The organism is Pseudomonas sp. E102 (genome assembly GCF_052660185.1).
Genome location: NZ_CP084025.1, coordinates 2,811,089 through 2,833,924, shown reverse-complemented (window position 1 = coordinate 2,833,924; position 22,836 = coordinate 2,811,089). Strand labels below are relative to the sequence as shown.

At 58.5% G+C, this 22,836-nt stretch carries 35 protein-coding genes and 1 tRNA gene; 12 read left to right on the top strand and 24 right to left on the bottom strand.

The genetic code is table 11. The annotated features are described in order from the left end of the window. Positions 1-10: 10 nt before the first annotated feature. Positions 11-313 (bottom strand): hypothetical protein, encoded by a 303-nt coding sequence (locus DOCECA_RS12800; RefSeq protein WP_420765836.1) that lies wholly within the window; start codon positions 311-313, stop codon positions 11-13. Between the two features lie 373 nt (positions 314-686). Here DOCECA_RS12800 and thrS point away from each other — a divergent pair, with 373 nt between their 5' ends. The 9 genes from thrS to DOCECA_RS12755 all read left to right on the top strand — a co-directional run bounded on the left by thrS (position 687) and on the right by DOCECA_RS12755 (position 8,143). Then, a complete protein-coding gene (thrS, locus tag DOCECA_RS12795; protein WP_420765837.1) occupies positions 687-2,609 on the top strand; it encodes a threonine--tRNA ligase in 1,923 nt (640 codons plus the stop codon). Beyond that, complete coding sequence (infC, locus tag DOCECA_RS12790) at positions 2,609-3,160, top strand: translation initiation factor IF-3 (RefSeq protein ID WP_169432615.1); 552 nt, start codon at positions 2,609-2,611, stop codon at positions 3,158-3,160. Before thrS ends, infC begins: the two co-directional genes overlap by 1 nt. Positions 3,161-3,220: 60 nt before the next feature. After that, positions 3,221-3,415, top strand: coding sequence for a 50S ribosomal protein L35 (rpmI, locus tag DOCECA_RS12785; protein WP_002553160.1), 195 nt, complete (start codon positions 3,221-3,223; stop codon positions 3,413-3,415). Between the two features lie 30 nt (positions 3,416-3,445). After that, on the top strand, positions 3,446-3,802 hold the full coding sequence (gene rplT, locus DOCECA_RS12780; protein ID WP_039592831.1) for a 50S ribosomal protein L20: 357 nt from the start codon (positions 3,446-3,448) through the stop codon (positions 3,800-3,802). A gap of 109 nt (positions 3,803-3,911) precedes the next feature. After that, a complete protein-coding gene (pheS, locus tag DOCECA_RS12775) occupies positions 3,912-4,928 on the top strand; it encodes a phenylalanine--tRNA ligase subunit alpha (RefSeq protein WP_207964006.1) in 1,017 nt (338 codons plus the stop codon). Between the two features lie 26 nt (positions 4,929-4,954). Continuing rightward, entirely contained in the window at positions 4,955-7,333 is a 2,379-nt protein-coding gene (gene pheT / locus DOCECA_RS12770) for a phenylalanine--tRNA ligase subunit beta (protein ID WP_434648196.1), read from the top strand. A gap of 3 nt (positions 7,334-7,336) precedes the next feature. After that, entirely contained in the window at positions 7,337-7,639 is a 303-nt protein-coding gene (gene ihfA / locus DOCECA_RS12765; protein WP_002553164.1) for an integration host factor subunit alpha, read from the top strand. Continuing rightward, positions 7,620-7,976: a MerR family transcriptional regulator gene (locus DOCECA_RS12760; RefSeq protein WP_003179985.1), complete on the top strand. Its 357-nt coding sequence runs from the start codon at positions 7,620-7,622 to the stop codon at positions 7,974-7,976. Before ihfA ends, DOCECA_RS12760 begins: the two co-directional genes overlap by 20 nt. A gap of 90 nt (positions 7,977-8,066) precedes the next feature. After that, positions 8,067-8,143: transfer RNA gene (locus DOCECA_RS12755), tRNA-Pro, on the top strand. An 89-nt stretch (positions 8,144-8,232) separates the two neighbouring features. Here DOCECA_RS12755 and DOCECA_RS12750 read toward each other — a convergent pair. The 3 genes from DOCECA_RS12750 to DOCECA_RS12740 are packed head-to-tail and all read right to left on the bottom strand — an operon-like array spanning position 8,233 to position 9,800. Next, positions 8,233-9,345 carry a tyrosine-type recombinase/integrase gene (locus DOCECA_RS12750; RefSeq protein ID WP_445572169.1) on the bottom strand — a complete coding sequence of 371 codons (1,113 nt, stop codon included), beginning with the start codon at positions 9,343-9,345 and terminating at the stop codon, positions 8,233-8,235. Next, complete coding sequence (locus DOCECA_RS12745) at positions 9,345-9,557, bottom strand: hypothetical protein (RefSeq protein WP_367861655.1); 213 nt, start codon at positions 9,555-9,557, stop codon at positions 9,345-9,347. The genes DOCECA_RS12750 and DOCECA_RS12745 overlap by 1 nt, the downstream gene beginning before the upstream one ends. Before the next feature lie 36 nt (positions 9,558-9,593). Further along, on the bottom strand, positions 9,594-9,800 hold the full coding sequence (locus DOCECA_RS12740) for a hypothetical protein (protein WP_445572133.1): 207 nt from the start codon (positions 9,798-9,800) through the stop codon (positions 9,594-9,596). Between the two features lie 457 nt (positions 9,801-10,257). On the opposite strand from DOCECA_RS12740, the gene DOCECA_RS12735 reads away from it, so the two are divergent. Then, complete coding sequence (locus tag DOCECA_RS12735; RefSeq protein WP_445572132.1) at positions 10,258-10,434, top strand: hypothetical protein; 177 nt, start codon at positions 10,258-10,260, stop codon at positions 10,432-10,434. A 352-nt stretch (positions 10,435-10,786) separates the two neighbouring features. On the opposite strand, the gene DOCECA_RS12730 is transcribed toward DOCECA_RS12735, so the two are convergent. The 4 genes from DOCECA_RS12730 to DOCECA_RS12715 are packed head-to-tail and all read right to left on the bottom strand — an operon-like array spanning position 10,787 to position 12,682. Continuing rightward, positions 10,787-11,056, bottom strand: coding sequence for a hypothetical protein (locus DOCECA_RS12730; RefSeq protein ID WP_445572131.1), 270 nt, complete (start codon positions 11,054-11,056; stop codon positions 10,787-10,789). Then, entirely contained in the window at positions 11,053-11,481 is a 429-nt protein-coding gene (locus tag DOCECA_RS12725; protein WP_445572130.1) for a hypothetical protein, read from the bottom strand. The genes DOCECA_RS12730 and DOCECA_RS12725 overlap by 4 nt, the downstream gene beginning before the upstream one ends. A gap of 4 nt (positions 11,482-11,485) precedes the next feature. Further along, the gene (locus DOCECA_RS12720; RefSeq protein ID WP_445572129.1) at positions 11,486-12,049 is read right to left on the bottom strand and encodes a hypothetical protein; all 564 of its coding nucleotides are present in this window, start codon (positions 12,047-12,049) and stop codon (positions 11,486-11,488) included. Between the two features lie 45 nt (positions 12,050-12,094). Next, a complete protein-coding gene (locus DOCECA_RS12715) occupies positions 12,095-12,682 on the bottom strand; it encodes a hypothetical protein (protein ID WP_445572128.1) in 588 nt (195 codons plus the stop codon). Between the two features lie 185 nt (positions 12,683-12,867). Here DOCECA_RS12715 and DOCECA_RS12710 point away from each other — a divergent pair, with 185 nt between their 5' ends. Next, on the top strand, positions 12,868-13,341 hold the full coding sequence (locus DOCECA_RS12710; RefSeq protein ID WP_445572127.1) for a hypothetical protein: 474 nt from the start codon (positions 12,868-12,870) through the stop codon (positions 13,339-13,341). Between the two features lie 13 nt (positions 13,342-13,354). Here DOCECA_RS12710 and DOCECA_RS12705 read toward each other — a convergent pair whose 3' ends face one another. Next, complete coding sequence (locus DOCECA_RS12705; RefSeq protein WP_445572126.1) at positions 13,355-14,446, bottom strand: DNA-methyltransferase; 1,092 nt, start codon at positions 14,444-14,446, stop codon at positions 13,355-13,357. A 108-nt stretch (positions 14,447-14,554) separates the two neighbouring features. Here DOCECA_RS12705 and DOCECA_RS12700 point away from each other — a divergent pair, with 108 nt between their 5' ends. After that, positions 14,555-14,845: a hypothetical protein gene (locus tag DOCECA_RS12700; RefSeq protein WP_445572125.1), complete on the top strand. Its 291-nt coding sequence runs from the start codon at positions 14,555-14,557 to the stop codon at positions 14,843-14,845. Between the two features lie 54 nt (positions 14,846-14,899). Here DOCECA_RS12700 and DOCECA_RS12695 read toward each other — a convergent pair whose 3' ends face one another. From DOCECA_RS12695 to DOCECA_RS12625, 15 genes are all read right to left on the bottom strand, one after another. Continuing rightward, on the bottom strand, positions 14,900-15,148 hold the full coding sequence (locus DOCECA_RS12695) for a hypothetical protein (protein ID WP_445572124.1): 249 nt from the start codon (positions 15,146-15,148) through the stop codon (positions 14,900-14,902). A 75-nt stretch (positions 15,149-15,223) separates the two neighbouring features. After that, positions 15,224-15,685, bottom strand: coding sequence for a hypothetical protein (locus DOCECA_RS12690; protein ID WP_445572123.1), 462 nt, complete (start codon positions 15,683-15,685; stop codon positions 15,224-15,226). Then, positions 15,682-15,924 carry a hypothetical protein gene (locus DOCECA_RS12685; RefSeq protein ID WP_445572122.1) on the bottom strand — a complete coding sequence of 81 codons (243 nt, stop codon included), beginning with the start codon at positions 15,922-15,924 and terminating at the stop codon, positions 15,682-15,684. The genes DOCECA_RS12690 and DOCECA_RS12685 overlap by 4 nt, the downstream gene beginning before the upstream one ends. Beyond that, positions 15,921-16,688: a lambda exonuclease family protein gene (locus DOCECA_RS12680; protein ID WP_445572121.1), complete on the bottom strand. Its 768-nt coding sequence runs from the start codon at positions 16,686-16,688 to the stop codon at positions 15,921-15,923. Before DOCECA_RS12680 ends, DOCECA_RS12685 begins: the two co-directional genes overlap by 4 nt. Continuing rightward, entirely contained in the window at positions 16,685-17,608 is a 924-nt protein-coding gene (locus DOCECA_RS12675; protein WP_445572120.1) for a recombinase RecT, read from the bottom strand. Before DOCECA_RS12675 ends, DOCECA_RS12680 begins: the two co-directional genes overlap by 4 nt. Before the next feature lie 41 nt (positions 17,609-17,649). Continuing rightward, the gene (locus DOCECA_RS12670; protein ID WP_445572119.1) at positions 17,650-17,907 is read right to left on the bottom strand and encodes a DUF551 domain-containing protein; all 258 of its coding nucleotides are present in this window, start codon (positions 17,905-17,907) and stop codon (positions 17,650-17,652) included. Positions 17,908-18,179: 272 nt separating this feature from the next. Beyond that, positions 18,180-18,770: a hypothetical protein gene (locus DOCECA_RS12665; RefSeq protein ID WP_445572118.1), complete on the bottom strand. Its 591-nt coding sequence runs from the start codon at positions 18,768-18,770 to the stop codon at positions 18,180-18,182. Continuing rightward, entirely contained in the window at positions 18,767-18,916 is a 150-nt protein-coding gene (locus tag DOCECA_RS12660; RefSeq protein WP_445572117.1) for a hypothetical protein, read from the bottom strand. The genes DOCECA_RS12665 and DOCECA_RS12660 overlap by 4 nt, the downstream gene beginning before the upstream one ends. Then, positions 18,913-19,104, bottom strand: coding sequence for a hypothetical protein (locus DOCECA_RS12655; RefSeq protein WP_445572116.1), 192 nt, complete (start codon positions 19,102-19,104; stop codon positions 18,913-18,915). The genes DOCECA_RS12660 and DOCECA_RS12655 overlap by 4 nt, the downstream gene beginning before the upstream one ends. Beyond that, positions 19,101-19,523: a hypothetical protein gene (locus DOCECA_RS12650; protein ID WP_445572115.1), complete on the bottom strand. Its 423-nt coding sequence runs from the start codon at positions 19,521-19,523 to the stop codon at positions 19,101-19,103. Before DOCECA_RS12650 ends, DOCECA_RS12655 begins: the two co-directional genes overlap by 4 nt. 21 nt (positions 19,524-19,544) lie before the next feature. Then, positions 19,545-19,970 carry a hypothetical protein gene (locus tag DOCECA_RS12645; protein ID WP_445572114.1) on the bottom strand — a complete coding sequence of 142 codons (426 nt, stop codon included), beginning with the start codon at positions 19,968-19,970 and terminating at the stop codon, positions 19,545-19,547. A gap of 21 nt (positions 19,971-19,991) precedes the next feature. Next, positions 19,992-20,279 carry a hypothetical protein gene (locus DOCECA_RS12640; RefSeq protein WP_445572113.1) on the bottom strand — a complete coding sequence of 96 codons (288 nt, stop codon included), beginning with the start codon at positions 20,277-20,279 and terminating at the stop codon, positions 19,992-19,994. Positions 20,280-20,949: 670 nt separating this feature from the next. Next, positions 20,950-21,474: a hypothetical protein gene (locus tag DOCECA_RS12635; RefSeq protein ID WP_445572112.1), complete on the bottom strand. Its 525-nt coding sequence runs from the start codon at positions 21,472-21,474 to the stop codon at positions 20,950-20,952. A gap of 111 nt (positions 21,475-21,585) precedes the next feature. Continuing rightward, a complete protein-coding gene (locus tag DOCECA_RS12630) occupies positions 21,586-21,789 on the bottom strand; it encodes a hypothetical protein (RefSeq protein ID WP_198725673.1) in 204 nt (67 codons plus the stop codon). A gap of 436 nt (positions 21,790-22,225) precedes the next feature. Beyond that, positions 22,226-22,816 (bottom strand): hypothetical protein, encoded by a 591-nt coding sequence (locus DOCECA_RS12625; RefSeq protein ID WP_445572111.1) that lies wholly within the window; start codon positions 22,814-22,816, stop codon positions 22,226-22,228. Positions 22,817-22,836: the final 20 nt, after the last annotated feature.

Here is a 22,836-nt window from a genome sequence, read left to right as displayed (position 1 = left end):
GCCCAAACCGTCATTTTTTCGCAGGCGGATTCGCCTTGCATTTGGCGATCTGGCCGAGGGCTTTCTGTTGCAGTTCAGGGGTGGCCTTGTTGTCCATCAGAGCCTGGATATCACTGGCCGGATAGGATTTGATGGCGTCGGCGCCACAGGCGCAGTGTGACTTGGCCGCTGCCGCGCCGATCTGTGGCGTTGCCGCCTGGGTGCACTGGGCCATGTATTTTTCGCGCTCGCCCTTTGGCCAGTCGGCATGGGCGGCAATCGGGAGCAGCAGGGCGAGGGGGGCGACTACTGCGAATAACGTATTCAGACGCATGCTGAGATGCTCCTTTCGGGTCGATGTCTTGGTATCTGAGGGGTTGCGGGCGCTTCAGTTCAGCACTTTGGCATAAAAGCCCCGCTTTTACGTTCGCTTCAACGCGAGCGCGGCGATGACCGTTCATCTGTGTTAGCATGCCGGGCTCGGGTATTTTCAGGCTCCGGATGACGACAGGTCCCGGCGGCGGCAAATGTTCGATTAACCCTGATTTGAATCCCAGTCACTCTGGTTCGGTTTTCCCGGTTGGCCGCAAGGCTCCTGCCGCTGTAAGGCAGGCGTTCGTCATTGAATGGCCTGGACTGGATCTTGTACTGGCTCATCCCAACCCACGTGACCTTTGGTAGGGGTCACCACTAGGAGAGGAGGCGCCATGCCAACTATTACTCTTCCCGACGGCAGTCAACGTTCATTCGACCACCCGGTTTCCGTAGCCGAGGTCGCCGCATCCATTGGCGCGGGCCTGGCCAAGGCCACCCTGGCCGGCAAGGTCAACGGCAAACTGGTCGACGCCAGCGATGTCATCGACAGCGATGCCACGCTGCAAATCATCACGCCCAAGGATGAAGAGGGGCTGGAGATCATTCGTCACTCCTGCGCGCACCTGGTCGGTCATGCGGTCAAGCAGCTGTACCCGAGCGCGAAGATGGTCATCGGGCCGGTCATCGACGAAGGCTTCTATTACGACATCGCCTTCGAGCGTCCTTTTACCCCGGACGACATGGCCGCGATCGAGCAGCGCATGCAGCAGCTGATCGAGAAAGATTACGACGTCATCAAGAAAGTCACCCCGCGCGCCGAAGTCATCGAAGTCTTCAAGGCCCGTGGCGAGGACTACAAGCTGCGTCTGGTGGAAGACATGCCGGACGAGCAGGCCATGGGCCTGTACTACCACGAAGAATACGTCGACATGTGCCGCGGCCCGCACGTGCCGAACACGCGTTTCCTGAAATCCTTCAAGCTGACCAAGCTGTCCGGCGCCTACTGGCGTGGCGACGCGAAGAACGAACAGTTGCAGCGCGTCTACGGCACGGCCTGGGCGGACAAGAAGCAGCTGGCGGCCTACATCCAGCGTATCGAAGAGGCTGAGAAGCGCGATCACCGCAAGATCGGCAAGCGCCTGGGCCTGTTCCATACCCAGGAAGAATCCCCGGGCATGGTGTTCTGGCACCCGAACGGCTGGACTCTGTACCAGGTGCTGGAACAGTACATGCGTCAAGTCCAGCGTGAGAACGGCTACCTCGAAATCAAGACGCCGCAAGTGGTCGACCGCAGCCTCTGGGAGAAATCCGGGCATTGGGCCAACTACGCCGACAACATGTTCACCACCCAGTCGGAAAACCGCGACTACGCCATCAAGCCAATGAACTGCCCGTGCCACGTGCAGGTATTCAACCAGGGCCTGAAGAGCTATCGCGAGCTGCCGATGCGCCTGGCCGAGTTCGGTGCTTGCCACCGTAACGAGCCATCGGGTGCGCTGCACGGCATCATGCGCGTGCGGGCATTCACTCAGGACGACGCGCACATTTTCTGCACTGAGGAGCAGATGCAGGCTGAATCCGCCGCGTTCATCAAGCTGACCATGGACGTCTACCGGGACTTCGGCTTCACCGAAGTTGAAATGAAGCTGTCCACTCGTCCGGAAAAACGCGTCGGTTCCGACGAACTGTGGGATCGCGCCGAGGCCGCCCTGGCCGCCGCCCTCGACAGCGCGGGGCTTGCGTACGAGCTGCAGCCGGGCGAGGGCGCATTCTACGGTCCGAAGATTGAATTCTCGTTGAAAGATTGCCTTGGCCGCGTCTGGCAATGTGGTACCTTGCAGCTCGATTTCAACCTGCCGATCCGTCTGGGCGCTGAATATGTGTCCGAAGACAACAGCCGCAAGCACCCGGTCATGCTTCACCGCGCGATCCTCGGTTCCTTCGAGCGTTTCGTCGGGATCCTGATCGAGCATTACGAGGGTGCGTTCCCCGCGTGGCTGGCCCCGACCCAGGCAGTGATCATGAATATCACTGATAAACAGGCAGATTTTGCCGCCGAAGTCGAAAAAACTCTCAATCAAAGCGGATTTCGTGCCAAGTCCGACTTGAGAAATGAAAAGATCGGCTTTAAAATCCGCGAGCATACTTTGCTCAAGGTTCCCTTTCTCTTGGTTATTGGAGATCGGGAGGTCGAGATGCAGACTGTCGCTGTGCGTACTCGTGAAGGTGCTGACCTGGGCTCGATGCCCGTCGCCGAATTCGCCGAGTTTCTCGCGCAAGCGGTTTCCCGGCGTGGTCGCCCAGATTCGGAGTAATTATTATTAAGCGTGAAATGAGACAAGATAAACGAGCTGCACCGAAAGCCCCGATCAACGAGAATATCTCGGCACGCGAGGTTCGGTTAATTGGCGCTGATGGCGAGCAGATTGGCATCGTCTCGATTGATGAAGCGCTTCGTATTGCTGAAGAAGCCAAGCTTGATCTGGTGGAAATTTCCGCGGACGCAGTCCCACCCGTTTGCCGGGTGATGGACTACGGCAAGTCGATCTTCGAAAAGAAGAAGCAGATTGCCGCGGCGAAGAAAAACCAGAAGCAGATTCAGGTAAAAGAAATCAAGTTTCGTCCAGGGACGGAGGAAGGGGATTACCAGGTAAAACTGCGCAACCTGGTACGTTTCCTGAGTGACGGGGACAGGGCCAAGGTATCCTTGCGATTCCGCGGCCGTGAGATGGCCCACCAGGAGCTGGGGATGGAACTCCTCAAGCGGGTTGAACAAGACCTGCTCGAGTACGGTTCGGTCGAACAGCATCCTAAGATGGAAGGACGCCAGCTGATCATGGTCATCGCCCCGAAAAAGAAGAAGTAATCACCAGGGCACGGCAGGCCTTGCGATTATGTTTATCAACTGAATGCGGAGTATCCGAACATGCCAAAGATGAAAACTAAAAGTGGTGCTGCTAAGCGGTTTCTGAAAACTGCTAACGGCATCAAGCACAAGCACGCTTTCAAGAGCCACATCCTGACCAAAATGTCGACCAAGCGTAAGCGTCAACTGCGCGGTAGCAGCTTGCTGCATCCGTCTGACGTGGCAAAAGTCGAGCGCATGCTGCGCCTTCGTTAATTTTTGGATCAAGAATAGAGGAAGTAACTCATGGCTCGTGTAAAGCGTGGCGTCATTGCCCGTAAGCGTCACAAGAAAATTATGAAACTTGCTAAAGGCTACTACGGTGCGCGTTCCCGCGTATTCCGTGTTGCCAAGCAAGCCGTAATCAAGGCAGGCCAATACGCCTACCGTGACCGTCGTCAGAAAAAACGTCAGTTCCGCGCTCTGTGGATCGCTCGTATCAACGCTGGTGCTCGTACCTACGGTCTGTCCTACAGCCGTTTCATCGCCGGCCTGAAAAAAGCGTCCATCGAGATCGACCGTAAGGTTCTGGCTGATCTGGCAGTGAACGAAAAAGCGGCGTTTGCTGCGATTGTCGAGAAAGCTAAAGCCACCTTGGCTTAAGTACCCCCGGCAGTCACCGGGGCTCACCTCTGTGGGCCCGGGTGCCAAACGTCATAAATAGGGGAAGAGCCTTAAAGCTCTTCCCCTATTTTGTATCTGGAGTCTGTACATGGAAAACCTGGACGCGCTGGTCGCTCAAGCACTAGAGGCTGTGCAAAGCGCTGAAGATATCAATGCCCTGGAGCAAATCCGGGTTCACTACCTTGGCAAGAAAGGCGAGTTGACTCAGGTGATGAAGACCCTGGGGAACCTGCCGGCCGAAGAGCGTCCGCAGGTTGGTGCGCTGATCAACGTCGCCAAGGAACGTGTCACAGAAGTCCTCAATGCGCGCAAGGCGCTGTTCGAGGAGGCGGACCTGGCGGCCAAGCTCGCGGCCGAATCCATCGACGTGACCCTGCCTGGCCGTGGCCAGACTTCCGGTGGCCTGCATCCGGTGACCCGGACGCTGGAACGCATCGAGCAGTTCTTCACCCGCATCGGCTATGGCATTGCCGAGGGTCCTGAGGTCGAAGACGACTACCACAACTTCGAGGCGCTCAACATCCCAGGCCACCACCCGGCCCGGTCGATGCATGACACCTTCTATTTCAATGCGAACATGTTGTTGCGCACCCATACCTCTCCGGTACAGGTCCGCACCATGGAATCGCAGCAGCCGCCGATCCGCATCGTCTGCCCAGGCCGTGTGTACCGTAGCGACTCCGATATCACCCATTCGCCGATGTTTCATCAGGTCGAAGGCCTGCTGGTGGATCGCGACATCAATTTCGCTGACCTGAAAGGGACTATCGAAGAGTTCCTGCGGGTGTTCTTCGAAAAAGAACTGGCCGTGCGCTTCCGCCCTTCGTATTTCCCGTTCACTGAGCCATCGGCCGAAGTCGACATGGAATGCGTGATGTGCAGCGGCAAGGGCTGCCGCGTCTGCAAGCAGACGGGCTGGCTGGAAGTCATGGGTTGCGGCATGGTTCACCCGAACGTGCTGCGCATGTCCGGGATCGATCCGGAAGAATTCTCGGGCTTTGCCTTCGGCATGGGCGTGGAACGCTTGGCCATGCTGCGTTACGGCGTGAACGACTTGCGTCTGTTCTTCGACAACGACTTGCGGTTCCTCGCGCAATTTCGCTAGTCGTAACGAACCTTTAGGAGAGCAGGATGAAATTCAGTGAACAATGGCTGCGCGGCTGGGTTAGCCCGCAGGTAAGCCAGGACGAGCTGGTTGCTCGCCTGTCGATGGCCGGTCTTGAGGTCGATAGCGTGACGCCGGCCGCCGGCGCATTCAGTGGCGTGGTGGTGGGGGAGGTGCTGAGCACCGAACAACACCCTGACGCGGACAAGCTGCGGGTTTGCCAGGTCAGCAGTGGCGGGGAAACGTTCCAGGTCGTGTGCGGTGCACCCAACGTGCGTCCCGGCCTGAAGATCCCGTTTGCCATGATCGGCGCAGAACTGCCGGGTGACTTCAAGATCAAGAAAGCCAAGCTGCGCGGTGTCGAGTCCAACGGCATGTTGTGCTCCCAAGCCGAATTGCAGGTTGGCGAAGGCAACGACGGCCTGATGGAATTGCCGGCGGATGCGCCGGTCGGCAAGGATTTTCGTGAATACCTGGGCCTGGACGATGCGAGCATCGAAGTCGACCTGACGCCGAACCGTGGCGACTGCCTGTCAGTGGCTGGCCTGGCCCGTGAAGTCGGCGCGTTGTACGCCACCCCGGTCACTCGTCCGGTGGTTGCGAGTGTCCCGGCCGTGCATGACGAAGTCCGTCCGATCGAAGTCTTGGCGCCGAGCGCATGCCCGCGTTACCTGGGCCGCGTGATCCGCAATGTCGACCTGTCCAAGCCGACCCCGCTGTGGATGGTCGAGCGCCTGCGACGCTCCGACGTGCGCAGCATCGACGCGGCCGTCGACATTACCAACTATGTAATGCTTGAGCTGGGTCAGCCGCTGCACGCATTCGATCTCGCCGAAATCAACGGTGGCATCCGCGTGCGCATGGCTGAAGAAGGTGAAAAGCTGGTGCTGCTCGATGGCCAGGAAGTGGCCTTGCGCAGCGATACGCTGGTGATTGCCGACCATACCCGCGCCCTGGCGATTGCAGGCGTGATGGGCGGCGAGCACAGTGGCGTCTCTGCCACCACCCGTGATGTATTCCTTGAAAGCGCCTTCTTCGACCAGATCGCCGTCGCCGGCAAGGCTCGTTCCTACGGCCTGCACACCGACGCCTCGCACCGCTATGAGCGTGGCGTGGATTGGCAACTGGCCCGTGAAGCCATGGAGCGCGCCACTGGCCTGCTGCTGGAAATCACCGGTGGCGAAGCCGGCCCGATCATCGAAACCGTCAGCGAACAGCACCTGCCGAAGATCGCGCCGGTGACGCTGCGTGCCCAGCGCATCACCCAGATGCTCGGCATGGAAATGGACCCGGCCGAAGTCGAGCGTCTGCTCAACGCCTTGGGCCTGACCGTCCGGGCCGAGGGGGAAGGGCAGTGGCAGGTCGAAGTGCCGAGCCATCGCTTCGATATCTGCCTGGAAGTCGACCTGATCGAAGAGCTGGCCCGCTTGTACGGCTACAATCGCCTGCCGGTCCGCTATCCCCAGGCTCGCCTGGCCCCGCAAGCCAAGGCAGAGGCCCGCAGTGACCTGCCGGAGCTGCGTCGCCTGCTGGTGGCTCGTGGGTATCAGGAAGCGATCACCTACAGTTTCATCGATCCGCGTCAGTTCGAATTGTTCAGCCCAGGTGTTGAGCCACTGCTGTTGGCCAACCCGATCTCCAATGACATGGCCGCCATGCGCTCGTCCCTGTGGCCGGGCCTGATCAAGTCGCTCCAGCACAACCTGAATCGCCAGCAGGACCGCGTACGCCTGTTCGAAAGCGGCCTGCGTTTTGTCGGTCAGTTGGACGGCCTGAAGCAAGAGCCAATGCTGGCCGGTGTCGTTTGCGGCAGCCGCCTGCCGGAAGGCTGGGCCCAAGGTCGTGATGGCGTGGATTTCTTCGACGTCAAGGCCGACGTGGAAGCGGTGCTGGGCTTTGCTGGTGCGCTCGGCGCGTTCACCTTCGTGCCTGGCAAGCATCCGGCGTTGCACCCGGGTCAGACCGCGCGCATCGAGCGAGACGGTCGTGAAGTCGGTTATGTCGGCGCGATCCACCCTGAGTTGTCGAAGACGCTGGGTCTTGATCGTCCAGTCTTCGTTTTCGAGCTGGTCCTGGCTGAAGTCGCCCAAGGAAAAATGCCGAAATTCCAAGAGTTATCGCGCTTTCCTGAAGTGCGTCGCGACCTTGCCTTGATAGCCGATGTCGGCGTTGCATCCAGTGCCGTACTGGCAGTAATCCGTGAAAATGCAGGCGAATGGCTGACGGACCTCAGGCTATTTGACGTGTATCAAGGTAAAGGCATTGATCCGCATAGAAAAAGCCTTGCAGTCGGCTTGACCTGGCAGCATCCATCGCGCACTCTTAATGACGATGAGGTGAATACCGCAACGCAGAATATCCTCACCTCGCTCGAACACAGGTTGAACGCCACGTTAAGGAAGTGACGTATGGGGGCTCTGACGAAAGCTGAGATGGCGGAACGTCTGTATGAGGAGTTGGGCCTGAATAAACGGGAGGCCAAAGAATTGGTCGAACTGTTTTTCGAAGAAATCAGGCACGCTCTCGAAGACAACGAGCAGGTCAAATTGTCCGGATTCGGCAATTTCGACCTTCGGGACAAACGCCAGCGGCCTGGCCGCAATCCGAAAACGGGAGAAGAAATCCCGATCACGGCTCGCCGTGTGGTCACCTTTCGTCCAGGGCAGAAGTTGAAGGCCCGAGTTGAGGCTTATGCTGGAACCAAGTCATAACGACGAACTACCCGTCATCCCGGGCAAACGCTACTTCACCATTGGTGAAGTCAGCGAGCTGTGTGCGGTTAAACCGCACGTGCTGCGCTATTGGGAGCAGGAGTTTCCTCAACTCAATCCGGTCAAGCGCCGCGGAAACCGACGGTATTATCAGCGCCAGGACGTGCTGATGATCCGGCAGATCCGCGCGCTGCTGTACGACCAGGGGTTCACCATCGGCGGAGCGCGCCTGCGCCTCTCCGGTGACGAGGCCAAGGACGATACAACCCAGTACAAACAGATGATCCGCCAGATGATCGCCGAGCTCGAAGATGTACTGGTGGTGCTCAAGAAATAAATTTCTGCTTTTAAATACTTCCAGTTTTCAAAAGCTTGCGATATATTCCTGAGCGTTCCGTTGAGAAGCGGAACAAGATTCACGCCTAGTCGGGGCGTAGCGCAGTCCGGTAGCGCACTAGCATGGGGTGCTAGGGGTCGAGTGTTCGAATCACTCCGTCCCGACCATATTTACTGAGTAAAATCAGGCACTTAAGCCGATCAATTAGATCGGCTTTTTTGTGCCCGCGCAAAACATGCGCAAAACTCGCGCAAAACTAACCCGTGATTTCGCTGATATTCAGGTCGGGGATTGCCTCTGACCACACGATATCTGCGTGATCCTTCTGGTAGTTTCTGGTCATGCTCTCGCTTGCATGGCCGGCGATTGTCTGTCCATCCTTTCCGGCTTTCTGATACAGGTGCAGCGACAATGCTCGCACTTCGTGGAAGCCCGGCATTTCCTCTTCCTTCCAGCCTTTGTAACAACCTGCCGCTTCCCGGGCCTCTTTGAACGCCCGCGTCAAATAACGCTCTTCCACCTGTGTCCAGTGATCCTTCGTCTGCGCCTGCTTCTGTTTCAGGCGATCCGGGCGGCGATGGACAAGGTAAGGGGAGGCGATATCATCCCGGCACCGGCTGATCACAGCCTGGAGTTCTTCGGTGACCTTGAACCGAATCCAGGCCGCGTCACTGGCCTTGGCCGTCTTCTGCTGCACCACGTACAGAAACCCCTCCCGAACCCCATCGAATCGCATGTTGAGTATGTCGGTACGCCGCTGCGCGGTGATCAGCGCCAGATCGATTGCGTTCTGCAGCCAGGCAGGCGATTTTTCTCGAATGGCCTTCAGACCCTCGACGGTGTGCCGCTTGCGCTGCTTCTTCTCGATCCGGTTGATGGTGCTGGCCGCCGGGTTATCCGGGCATAAGCCCTTGGCCGCTGCGTGGTTGAAGATGTCGATCAGCAGCGCCCGGCACTGATTTGCCGTGCGCGGAGTTAGCGCATCCAGCATTTCGGCAACCATGCGGATCGTGATTTGATCCAGGGCCTTGCCTTCGAAGTGTTTTCGAAAGCGGCGGAAGTGGACTGCGTACAGGCCCAGGGTTCCCTTGGCAAGCTCGCGCGGGGGAAGCACCTTGGCTTCGTAATGGTCCAGAAATCCGGAAAAGGTTGCGGATGAACTGCCTAGCACCGCGCCCACTAGGTCTGCGCCGCGCATGAACTCCAAATTCAGTTGCTTTGCTGCATCGATCGCTTTGACCCGGTCCGAGCCGAACGGGAACCACTTGCCATCAGTAGGGCGGCGATATCGATAAGTCGAGCGCCGCGCATCGAAGTAGAGGTTCTGCGGTAGGTTTTTATTCGCAGGTTTGCGCGGCCTTGGCGCCATCATGCAGCTCCTTTCAGTACCATCGCCACCAGGTCATTGCCGGCAGACTTTGAGAAAGCCGCCCAGTCAACATACCAGAGCTTGCCTATCTGCTCGCCTGGTAGCTGGCCGTTGCGGATGTGATTGCGAATCGCCTGGGGGCACGGCGGCGTACCGTTTTCGCCCCAGCGACGGCGCTGAAACTCACTGATTTTGATCAGCTCTCTTTTCATGATGATGCTCCGTGCCGCGCCGGGCGGCATAAAGAATTACGCGGGCCGCGCTTTCTGGATGATGTAAATGGCGATGCAGCCCGTGGCTGCGAGCCAGACCATCGTGCCGAAGCCGGCGGTGATCAGTGCGGCATCTGAGCCGTGCTCGACCATTTGGGGCGCGGCATAGGCGAACCACAGCAGCGTGATCAGCAGGTAGAGGAGGGCGCTGATCAGGATCTCGAATATTTTTTTAGCGGACATGTGTGTGCTCCATGCCGCGCGTGGCGGCAGAAGGTGGTTAGGGGCTACGGGTTTTTGATCTCTGTCCAGCCGCCGCGCCGGTGCGTTTCGTGGTAGGTGTCGACTCCGCGGTGCCTGCCGTTGCTGATGCGACAGATCTTGCACGTCCGGCAATCTCCAAAGTCGCCATACTTCACTGCCTGAAACCGCGTCCAGCGATGGCCGAAAGGCTTGCAGATCAAGGTCCGCCCCGTGATCACAATGGCGTTCCAGAGGCGTGGATGAGCTGAGTGCAGCTCGTTGTGGATGTGGTTCAGTCGCATTCCGAGGCGCCACCGGAGCGGCCGGCTTTTGCCGCCTTTGCGCAAAGGCTCAGTGATGAGTTTTCCGATTTGTTTGAGCACAGGAATTCCTCGCCCGCCGTTCACCGGCTGGCACATATGGTTTAATAGGAAAAATTCTTGAATGGAGTCGAGCGATGGAAAAGGCTTTCAAGCAGCCAATGTTTGTAGTGGGGCTACCGCTTACAGTTTGTGGCTTCGTATTCGGACTTACTGGTCTGCTCGCGAGCGGAACCTTTGCCTATGTCGCGCCGGGTCTATTGATACCTGGCGTGGTTTTCATGCTGATAGGTTGGCTGCAACGCAATAAGTAAGACGCCGTTCACCGGCAGGCTGTAGGTGGATTGGGGTTAGGCTTGTTTAGTACGGAGGTAGCGCCGGCACTGACATTGCGCATCGTCGCAGTGCAGCTCACCAACCCACTCAGGGAATTGGTCGCCCTCGAAGCGCTCTATGCGGGAGTGGTTCAGGCCGCTCCGCTTCACATCTCTTACAAACCGCTGCAAGTCTTTGGCGTTGTCATCGCGTTCCGGGCTATCCCAGCGACTCATTACCAGAAGCCCGCAACTTGTCTTTCCGTGGTCCATCCAGCCGAGACACTTCGGGAAATCTTTCATGGCCTCGCCCCCCTGTATATCAGGTGGGCCATGTAGAGCAGGGGGAGGATCATGGCGTCACCCGGCTGCGGGCCTTTATCCATGATTCCACCTTGCGTCGACTGTAGGACAGGAACGCCGGGGCCAACCCTGCGTCGAGCGTCCCGCGGATGTGGTGGCGAGGAAATCCGTCGGCGATCATGTGAGGGGCAGGCATTGACGCCTTGTCGCTGAGCACCGAAACCTTGCGAACTTCATAACGCGCCGGGGCGAACGCGTAGTGCGGATACCAGATTGTTTGCCCGGCGCGCAGGCTTTTGATTGTTGGCTTGTGGTTCATGGCTGTGGCTCCTTGCTCATGGCGGCGGACATCGCTTCATCGCACATGTAATCCATTTTCTCAGGAGTCATCTGACCCCATGAGTGCGGGAACGCCTGGAGGTCATTCGCCAACACACTGAAAAAACGCCACCGCTCGGCGTCCTTGCGCAGCGCCTCGTTCTCCGCGATCAGAGCCAGGACGGCGGCGGGGTTGGCGGCTCGGTAGTAGGCCTCGGCAGCGCCAAACTCATGGCCGATTCCGTAAAACTGGACGCCAATGGCTACGCCGTCATAGTTGCAATAATCCGCCTCAAGTTCGACTTCTCCACTCCCTCCGCAATGTGGGCATTCGATATAGCCGTTTCCTGATTTCTCTTCGGCGGTATCGAATTTTTGCGGGGTAGCCGCCTCGGCCAGCCGCTTCAGTTCGGTGTAGTCAGTCATGGCGTCACTCCACCCCGTTCAGGTAGCAAGGCTCCGTGGCCTCGGCCAGCCACTGTCGGAGAGATCCTGCTGGAGTACCGGGTGCATCTTCGTCCTGCCACTGCTGGTCAAGCTCCGAATCGCCCGTCAGAACCACGTCGTAATCGTCGGAGTGCTCACGCAGCCAATCGCCGTTGTATTCAGCCAAAACTGCTAGGGCCTGTTCCGGGTTCTGTGCGGCAACCCAGTCTTGATCGCCGACTTGGTAGCAGAGCAGCGGCCCATCCTCAGGCTCGAAGGTGTAGCTTTTGGAATTCATGGCGTTGTCGATGGCCTTGTCCAGTTCGGTGCCGAACAGAACGTCCTCATGGCCGGCCAAGCCAACGACAATCCATTGTTCTTCCGGAAGCGTTACGGGCGCGCTGGCTTTTGGCTCGCGAAGAAAGCGGTACCGATCAGCAAGCGGGCGATCTTCGTCATGACTTCGCTTGAGGCCCTCGACGTTTGCGAGCAGAGTCGACAAGGAGTGATTGCTGCTCAGGCCGAACACGTTGTAGATACGGGCCAAATCTGGGTGAACTTGAGACATGAGTCGTCCTTGCCGCTATAGCGGCTGACTTTGAAGGGGGAGGGGTTAGAAGAGAGCGAGGATTTTTGCGTGAGCGCGCGCGGCGTTCATTTCGGCTTCAGTTGCTTGGCGACCTGACACCCACATGCCATCGGGATGGCGACGGAAAGTCCAACCGTAGTGAGCGTTCGCTTCATCGATCATGATTGCGAACGTGCCGCAGGCGGTTTCGATCATGCCCTTGATAGGCGCCTCTTCTGGGCGGAGCGGCTCAGACTGCACCAAGCGCATTTCCTTGGGCGCCAGGGTCGGGTCGACCACAACGGGCAAGCCGAACGCAGTGGCGGGCCGCTCCAACCCAGCGGAGGCTTTGTCGCAAAGCTCCAGGACCCAGTCGATCCACTCCTTTCGCTGACGATACCGCGGCTCATCGTCGCCAATAACCGTGACCTTGTAGGCCGGGCTGCGGTTGATTGATCGTACAGCACTGATCACGTCCTTCAGCGAGGCGCCCAGATCGTCGTTCCGCTGATCCGCTGCGTTCAGGCGCAGCTGCAGGGCGTCACGCTCGGCGGTGACACGGTCGAAGTCGGCCTCACGCACGCAGCGGATGTTTTGAGCCTCATGGCTCCAGAAACTTGTCACGCTTTCCATACACCCTCCTGGGGCTTAACGCTGAATTTGTAGGCGGCATAGGGAACAGCCGCGTTGAGGGCTATCACGACCATCAATAGGAAGATCATTACGGGGCTCTTTGCCGGGGCATGCCCGGACAACTGGTGTGATACGTTGAAGTGCGGTATTTGTTCGTTACGAGAAAATTTTAATTGGCGGCTTGAATGGATACTCTTTGGATACCGTTTCTACTCGGCGTGGCTGGCGCGGCATTTGCCGCGTATTTCGCGATTGTGAGAACTAAAAGGGAGAAACTCTGGGCTGAGCGATATGAGCGAATAGCATCCGCTCTTGCGAAAACGAATTTGATCCAACGCTATCTCGACAGCGAGGTGAATGGAGAACATCGTGTCCATGGGCTCACTCTGCATGAGAAAGCTCAGCTTGATTTAAATTGGCCTATAGCCAGATACGAGCTAGCTACGGATATCACCATGTTGCAGATGCTTTTTACCAAGTCAGACTTCGATGAAACTCATAAGCGGTGGGTAGCGTTACAGAAAACGCTGTTTTCGCTGATTGAGGATTCGATGCCTCACGATGCCCATGACTACGTATCCGCTGCTCGCCCTAAGGCGGAGAAGCTTGAGAAGGCGCTCATAGCTCTAGCAAGAGCAAAGTGCTTGGGTTTTTTTTGACAAAGCTGGCGGGTTAGGCGGCCGGAGCAGAATCGCGGAACACGTCCATCTGCGCCGCGCCGTCGAGCCAGGCCGCCGCGATCCGGCGTTCAGCCATGGCGGCATACTCTGGGTTGAGTTCGCAAAGGATGGACTTGCGACCCTCCTGCATGGCGACCACCGCCGTGGTACCGGCGCCGCCGAACGGGTCAAGCACGACTCCACCACGCGGGGCCCCGGCCAGAATGCAAGGCCGGATCAGTTCGGGCGGGAAGGTGGCGAAGTGGGCGCCTTTGAATCCTTGGGTCGGCACCGTCCAGACGCTGCGCTTATTTCGGGTGTCGAGCGGGTAGGCGCTTTCTTCGCGATCCGGGCGGTGCGTACCGAGTGATTGCCCAGGTATCGTCTGCTCTCGCTTGGAACCCTCGCGCTTGAAACTGTCCCGCTGACTCCGGACCGCTTTCATGGGGCCGTTTGCCTTTCCAGGAACTCGATCGCTACCGAGTTGTTGCTCGAGATCCTGAGCGAGTCTGACAACCGAACTCAGCGCTACCGGCTCGCGTATCGCATCCTGGTCGTAAAAATAGCGCGGGCACTTGCTCAACAGAAACACGTACTCATGGGATTTAGTGCAACGATCCCTTGTGGATTCAGGCATAGGGTTCGGCTTGTGCCAAATGATGTCCTGACGCAGATACCACCCGTCATCTTGCAAGGCGAAGGCCAGGCGCCACGGGATGCCCATCAGGTCCTTCTGTTTCAACCCAGTCGGTGGCGCCCGACGCTTGCCCCGCAGCACAGCTCCGCGCGTGGATTGGGAAACCATGTCGTGCTTTCCTGCCGATCCGCCCGGGGCATAACCGCCGGCGATTGAGGCGTACGTGTCGCCCATGTTCAACCAGAGAGTGCCGTCGTCACGCAGCACCCGTCGCACCTCCCGGAACACTTGCACCAGGCGAGAAACGAATTCGGCTGGCGTTTCCTCCAGCCCGATCTGGTCGGACATGCCGTAATCCCTCAACCCAAAGTAGGGCGGGCTGGTCACGCAGCACTGCACTGACTGATCAGGCAAGGTCCGCATCATGTCGATGCAGTCGCCGACCAGTATCTGGTGGGAGGGAGTCATAGTTGATTTCCAGTCAGGCGCCAGCCTCCGGTGACCGGTGGTGGCAATTTGGTTTGGGTTGGGGTATTACGGGTGACCGGCATGGGGCCGGATCACTGGAGATTTGATATGAGCTATCCGCTTGATACCGCTAATAAACTGCTACTTGCCTTCGAACTATCGAACTCGGAAGGAGGACACAGAGGGGCCGCCGGCAAGATAGATCACATTCTGAGCGGCATAAACAAAGAGGATTTCAGCGATAAACCCCGAGCTTTGTTGGATAGCATAGCGGAGATGTCTCAAGCTATTCAGGACGGGACCGCAAGCGAAAAAGACGTGGATGAGTACGCTTGTTTGGTTCGTGACTTATTTGAAGCATGCCGACCGAATCTGAATGTCGCACCTGGCGCCAAATAGTTGTTGACGATGGGGTATATGCAGTACGGGGGGAGGATGTGTCACGCTCGCACGTCACGCTATATGAATATGCTCCGCCAGCTGCTCGTCAGTCATGCGGTCGGCGCCGCGAATGAATCGGGAAATCAGGCCTTGCTCTTCGTCGATGCCGCACCTGGCCATGACTCGTTTCAGTGCCGCGTCATCGTTGTGATAAAGCTTCGTGACAATCTGCCGTGACAGCAGAGCAGCCTCCCTTTCCTTCGCGCTCAGCTTGTCCCGCTCGCGCTGTTCCCGCTTGCGTTCGGTTGCGCTCTTCGCCATGGCCTACCCCTTCTATTCCACTGGCCGGCAGTGCCAGCCAGGTCTGTCGTTTGCGTTGTTGGGTGCGAAGCCGTCTCACGCTGCAACCTTCTCCTGGTTCCAGGCTCCGACGGCAGCCAGAAGTGCAGATAGTCGCTCCTCGGGTACCGGCGTATCGCCGGGCACCGCCAGCCAGCCCATGCCGATCCGGTGATTCGGGTTACAGTCGGCCTTCACCTCTTCGTAGAAGTGCTCAAGGACATCCGAAAGCCGTTCCACCAGGTGGACGCCATCCGGCCTGACGTCGATTGACTTGATGTACTGGGCGCCGTCCTGGCGCACGCAGATTCCGGCGATGTAGATCGTCCAGCGGTGCGCGACATCGCAGAGCGCGTCTGACACCGGTCGTGAAAGGATCTGCTTGCCATTCTTCCAGTTGATCATCACCTGCAAGCCGCTAGGGTCGATGTTGATCACGGCGGCGTGATTCGTGTTGACCAGGGCCCGCATGCTGCGCTCGATTTGGACTCGCCGATTGCACGGCTTGCGCTTGCTCATAGCGAGTCCGCCATCTTGCGTAGGGCGCGGCGCTCGGCGAGCGAAAGGCGCTTTGGCTTGCGCTTGAGGACCGTTTCAGGGTCTATCCGGGTGGAGCGGGGCGGCGGAATGGGATTGCGTGGCGGGCTTGGCAGCTCGCTGACCTGGCCGCCGGCCGCCAGGAACTGGGCGATCTGTTCGGATATGGCGTCCGCCTGTGGTCGATGCGCCTCGACCAGGCTCAAATGATTGCTGATCATGCTGCTTTGCTCCTCAGCTTCTGCTCGTAGTCGTCCACCAGCAGCTTGAACTGCCACAGGTCTTCCTCGAGCTTTTCGATGTAGTCGTCGTCGCGCTGGAACTCTTTCCACCAGAGCTGGCGGCCGACGATCTCCAGGGCGGGGCAGTACATGCCCACATGCCAGAACTTGCGGCCCGTGATCCACATGCAACCCTGGACCTGATCCATGATCCCGCTGGCGTCGTTGTCGATGTGAAAGGCGCGCAGCTTGTCCGGGGCCAGGAAGCACTTGTATTCGCTGCCGCCGTCTTCGCCGATCAGGCCGTCGGCACTGGCGCCGAACGCGCCGTCATCGGTGGTGACGAAGCCGGCGCGCTGGACCATGAGGCCGGTCTGGATTTCATGCTCCATGCGGGCCATGGGCTCCAGTTCGTGGCCGCGCTTCATCTGCCAAGTCTCGAACCCGCCATCCAGTGGTTCGCCGCTGATGCGCTCTACCGCCAGACCGAAGGCGTAGTTCATGGCTGCCTCGGTTGGCTGGCCGACGGGCTGGCCCAGCAGCGCCAAGCGTACCGATTCGGCTTTGGGCACGGACTTGTAGCCGGCCTCGGCCATTGCTTCCTTCTCGTTCATGCCAGCCTGTACAGCGGCGACGTACATCGCTTGCTTGTCATCCAGGCCGCCGACGCGGGAGCGGGCCACTGCGAACATGCTGGCGGTGATGCAGCCGGCCCGCGCCCTGTGCCATTGTTCGCTGCCTTGTTCGCATTCGATGAGGTTCATGCTGCCTCTCCTGCGGTTGGGGCTGGTGCCTCGAGCTCGGACTTTCTGGCGTTGACCGCCGACTTGAACAGTTCGTACCCAGCGACGTCTTTCGCGCTCTTGAAAGCGCTGACGCCTTCGGTCCAAGTTGATTGGAGCGTGTCCAGCGCCTTGCAGGCTTTGGCCTTTGCAATCCAGTGGGCCGCCAGTTCCGGATCGGTCTGCGACACATCCTTGATCTGGCTGAGGCCTTCGTCCGTCTCGGTGTTGAGATAGTGGATTGCTTTTTCCAGACGGTCGGTCTTCGGCCAGTACTTGTAGGCCTGCTTCACGCACGTCTTCTTGGTCATTTCGCCAGGATCGGTTACCCATGGGCAGACCTTCGAGTTGTCCTTGACGTAGGCCTTCCACGCCTCGGAGCGATCACGAATGGCGATGACCTCGTTCATGCTCATGGGGTGGGTGAGGTAATCCCCTTCGGCTGTTTTAACGACCACGTAGACGCCAACCACTGGGCCGCGATCCGTGGAGAACGGCTTGGTCTTGTGCGTCGGCGCCTGGTCAACGCCGTTCAGCTCGAACACATCGTTCTCGTAGACCAGCTTCGCCTGTCCCCATCGCACGGACCCAGTGGCCATGGCCAGGTCCATCAATCCCATGTAGGAGATATCGAGACAGATCTTTCCTTTGCGAGGGACGAAGTAGGCCTGCTTCTTCGCCGGGTTCAGGCTCAGGCCGATGGAAGCGATATTGGTTACCGCGTCGATTACGGCCTGACGGTTCTGCAAGGCCACCCTGAGCGTGTAGCTGTTGCCTTCCAGTATCTGGATGGCGAAGCTTGCCTCACGGTCGAAGTTCAGGCTCGGCTCGGCCTGGACGGCCAGGAAGGCGTCACGGCAGGCGTAGATGTCGCCCGTGACGAGCGCCAGATCATTGGACATGACTGTTCTCCGCGCCACCGGAGAGGGGCGCTGTGGAAGGGTTATTCGGCTGGAGGGGCTGGGAGTGGCTGCCAGTGCGTCACGCCCCGGCTCAGGTACATTTTCGTGTAGAGCTGGGTTCCTGCCTCGTCCAGGCCACAGGTCACATCACCGAAGTAGTCTTGGATGTGAACCATATCTATGCCGCCTTTCGGCCATGCATGGCGTTCGGCGTGCGGCGAGGTTCCGTCGGCGTAGGCCAGTACGGAGTCATCTTTCAGCTCGGGCAGCCTGTCGCTAACTTTGATCCAGTTGTCCACGGGGATTCCTTGCCGCGACGTGCGCAGCGCTTGAAGGTGTGAGTTAGGAGGTGATGCGATCGGCGAGGGCGCTGAGCAACATCATGAAAGTCCAGAAGGTGATGGCCGAGAACGACCCGCGCCAGATCAGGAAGCGCCTGGCGCGCTGACGGGCAGTCACCGAAGCACCTGCGATATCTGAGTGACCGAGCAAGCCTTGGAGCGCTCCTGTACTACGGTGTAGGCCAGTATGGTGATGAGCATGGCGGAGGCGAAGATCCAGGCGAGGGCTTTCATGTGGTCACCTGCTTGCGCCAACCCGCGTCGTAAAGATCAATGCAGACTTCTTCATGAATTCGTAGCTGGGTCAGGTGATCCACGCCGTGTCTGCCGCCGGGATAATCCTTGATGGCACCAACCATCAGATTCAGCTCGGCGACGCGAGCCTCTTCGGCGATCTGCTCTGGCGTGCGGATGGGCCGGAAACAACCGTATGCGCCTTGAGAGACTTTCAAATATCTGAACTCAGGAGGCGCATAAAAGGTGAAAGCAGCCACCTCGAAAGATCCGCTCATGAAGTGGGCTATCACCGTCACTTGGTCGCCAACGCGCGGGTCTGTTGGCAAGGTTTCCTCGGGATTGAACCCGGCAAACTCGCACACCGTCCCAACAGGCGGCAGGCCTTCGCCGGTCCATGCCAGCTGTTCCGGCTGGTGATGCACGGTAAAAAACTGCCCCTCGCGGAAGGCGCGGAATTGGCCATGAGTTTCATGCTCAAAGACATCGCCAGCACGTCGATACCAGCCGCTGTGTTTGGCGTGCTCGCCGAGGCCTTCCAGCCAAAGCGGGAAATCTTCCGGCGCCTTGCTCCAATCGATGTTCATGCCTTCACCTCGTAAGCGACAGTCCACTCCCCGCACAGGCAGACCCGGCGGCTCCAGGCGTGGACGTTTTCGATACCGGCGTCGTAGGCCAGCGAGAGGGCGCCAAGCCAAGACTTGTGGGTAAATGCCAGGGTCATGCTGTTCATTCGGCCTCCTTGCGCTGCCTGGTCAATTTCAGGAGGCGCTTGCAGTAGTGGTTGAACTCTTCAACGCTAATGGCGTTGCCTTCCATCATCTTGGTGATCATGTGCAGCACGACCTTTTCGGCGCCTGGCGGGCTGTCTGGGTGCTCCAGGCTTTCCAGCGCCTCGTCTATCAGGATGTGAGGGCTCACAGTTCGTTGTCCTCTGCCTGGGCGATCAGGGCGTCATCGGCCAAGGGCTCAAGTAGGGCCTGTGCGATTTCGCCGAGCTTGCCGAAGGGGTGGTCGCTTGGGCCGATGAGTTCGGCGACGGCGTTCTTGTCGGCCCGGCCATCTGCCGACAGCAGCAGCCAGCCCAGGGCCGGCGAGTTGACCTTGCAGTCCGCGAGCCGGTTGTTCACGTGCTCGTCCACGGCCAGGGCCAGGTCGGCCACGGTGACGGCCCGGGCTTGATTCCAGCGGCGCTGGAACTTCACATCCACGCCCCGCAACAGGCTCTCAACCGCGTTGTACAGCCACTCAGCCCGAGCAACCTCCCGAGGGCTCTCGCTCACCATCGGAGGCAACTGGCCGTCGTGCATGGCCTGACAAGTCTTCAGTGCAAGGTTCATTGTTGCCTCCAGGGTGGCGGGTCAGTCGGTGTAGGCGATGTACTTGAATTTGCCGCCGCCGAAACTTTCGAAACGTCCGCCGAAAGTGCCGATCACCAGCTTTCGCACCTCATCGATGGTCGTGCCTTCGGGATAGACGCCTTCGCAGATTTGGGACGAGTAGGTGTGCGGCTTGATCCTGTAATCGATCTTCGTCGGGTCCAGGGGCCGAGGCTCCCAGCTCCGATAGTTGCCGGTGGCCTTGTCGATGTTCACGACGTAGTCATTGACGATTTCGTCGTCGGCCTCATCCCATTCGCACGCATCACAGAAGTGGCGTGGCGCCGTGCAGGCGGAGCATGGTGGGCTGATGTGGCAGCTGCAGTTCTCTGCCTCTCGCATTTGAATGGCGCCCTTGCAGCCGTTACGCTGGCAGGTGTCGCCTTCGCAATATCCAAAATCGCTCATGGCGACCTCCAGTGTTTGGGGTTAGGCGGTGGCCGTGGCTTCTTCGAGCTTTCGAGATAGCCAGCGAATGCGGTCTTTCGCGGCAGTCAGCCAGGCGATAGAGGGGTGATAATCGGGATCTTTGCTGAGGATCTTTTCGATGTTCAGCGGCTCATTGCCGTGCATGAACACGCCATTCGCCAGCTCATCGTCGGTCAGGTGACCCATTGCCAGTTCGGAACGCTCGCCGTCGTAGCGGCCTGCGTGCGGGTCTGGCTGGCCTTCAGTGCGCCACCGCGCCGACGGTGTGCTTTTCGGTCCGTTCTTCATGACTCTCTCCATCTGGTTGATCCAACAAATTCCGGCTGCACACGATCCTTCCGCTGGTTGCCGTTGGGCGCGGTGTCATGTGCATGCGGGATTGGTCGGTTGTCTGTGGGAGCGGGGTGGTGGGGAAATCGTCGTTTTTGAGCTGATTCCGTCCTGTAACACCCGGTTTAGAGCGTTTTCATGGTGGTGGGCTTTGTGGGAGCGAAGTGGTTCCGCATGTGCGGGCAGAATCCAATTTATCCCCGGCAGGTAGGGTAAGGATTCGGGCCCCTGCCGTTTGTTGCTCGCATGAATTGGTGCTGGTTACGTCTCCAGCGCGGGCTCTCACCGCCGTGTTGCCTCGTTGTCCAGATCGCGCACCAGATCGTCGATTCACACAGGCTTACCCGCGATGGCGGCACCCATATGGTCGTTTCAACTGGCCGGAGGGATAAAGCTATGAAGAACTCTGCCCCGTAACGCTCTGGCTGGTTCCGTTGCCCACGGTTTCCTTGGGTGATGCAGGTGGGCGGTTATAGGCCGCAGTTTCGTCCGCATCGGACTGCTCTCAGGCTTCCGGTGGAGGTTCTTGAAAGATCTCAAGCCTGCCGTGAAAGGTGGAGAGCAGTCCGATGCGCTCTCCATAGAGAGGATCGGGCAGTTAACGACAGGCTGTCGTTGGCGCTGGCTGTCAGTTGCTCGCGGCTTCGGCTGCCTCAAACTCGCTGCCGAGGATTTCCGTCAGCACGCCGTTGGGCTTGGCAGAGGTGCTGATGTAGATGCAGTCAGGCGTCACGACCTGCTTGTAGCCGTTGAAGAAAAGCGCGCCGCCGCCAAGGCCCATGGCGTCCAGGAACGGCTCCAGGTCGGCTTTATCCTTGGGCTTGTTCGCCTTGAATTCTTCCTGAAGCTTTTCCAGTTCGAGCTTCAGCGCTTTCCGCTCTTCACCCTTTGTTCCTGGCGGGAGAGACGAGCGCGGAAACTGAGAGCCATCAGCCTTCGGATCTGGCTTTGTCCAAAGCGGCTGCGGCATCGGAGGTTTGAATTTCAGGCCGTAGAAGTTACGACCGCTGTGCACACTGGTTTGGAACAGTGCGGTGGCACCTGCAAAGCGCTTGGCGAACTCTTCACCCAGCACCTGCAAGCGATCCGCGCTTTCTCTGTACGTCTTCCAAGCCGCCAGAACACCGGCATCGCTTGTCTTGTAGTAGGCCATTTCGACTCTCCGTTGTTTGGCTTTCAAATACCTCCCGGGGTGTGAGAGGCATTTGTAAAGCCAGATGGCCGACCTGAAACAGCATGGGCCATCTGTTTGTTGCTCAGAACCTCATGAGCGGATCATTTCCTCGGGGTCAAATCCGAACTCACGGCAAAGCGCGGCGGCAACGCCAGAGCCCACACCGAACGCATCACGCACAAGCGCCCAGCGATATTGCCCATGCTTGGTTCGGTATTTGCTGGGGCCCTTGAGGTTTCGAATGGCGCTCCGGATAAGGTCACGCTCGTCGATCTCGCATCCGCTCAACTTCATCACTTAGGCATCCTCCGGTTGTTTTCCCAATGCACCCGGTCACCCAGGTGCATCAGTGAAAAATTCCTTTCTCCACCACGCGCATCGCCCGATTCATATCTCTGGCCGGCGTCACACATTTCATGGACGGTGTTCTTCGCCGGCTGGCTTGCGTGGTTTCGCGTACTCACATCTGGTGAGCACGGCCAGTTCCAGAGCTGGCATGGCATCGACTATTTGTTGCTCGCACTTACCGGATGAAACCCGGGTTAGTCGATGGCGAGGATCCTGAGCTGTTAAAGAGCGGCGGGTCTGTTGAGGCCCTGGCGAGTCGCTGTGGCGTCTCGATGGATGAAATATAGGGTAGCCTTTATTTCGAGTCAACAGGTTTACCTTTATTTTTTCTCAGGCAATAAAAAACCTGCCCAAAGGCAGGTCTATTTTTCGAAAGGAGAGGCTACAGCTTCGAGGCGCCTTCGCTGAGCTTCTGGTTTCGCTCGTTTGCCGACTTCTGCTCCAGCGCTCTGTTTGTCAGTGACGCCGCGCTAGTGTTGATATCCCCAGCATATTTTTCCACCAGGATGGTGGTATTCCGCCCGGACCAGGATAGCCGCTCGTTAGTGAATGAGGCGCCGGCCTTGGTCTTGATTATTTCACTGGTGCGTTTGGAGGGCTCTCCATACTTCGTGATGAACAGCTGGGCCAGCTTCTCAAAATCATTTACGTTCGCAGTAAGGTAAAAGTACTCGACGCCCCCATCCCTAACCTTGGCGTGAAGGCTGTAGTTATAGGAGAGGCCGATTTGTGGCTTCCCTTCGATACCGTAAAGCCCCTGAAAGGGCTTTTCGTAGCAAAGCGCTTTCTGCTGAAAACCGATAACGCCAGGAGCACAGGAGGGCAGATCGTTGACGATATTGCTGTTGAAGTTGATCCCAAGGAAGCTGCTCGGCTCCTGAGTCCATTGAGCCTCTTTTTGCGGCTTGCTTGCAGCCTGAGCGCCAGCGCTTAACGCCAGCAAGCCCAAAAGTGCCACGCCCGATCTGGTCATTCTTTCGTCCTTAAATATGA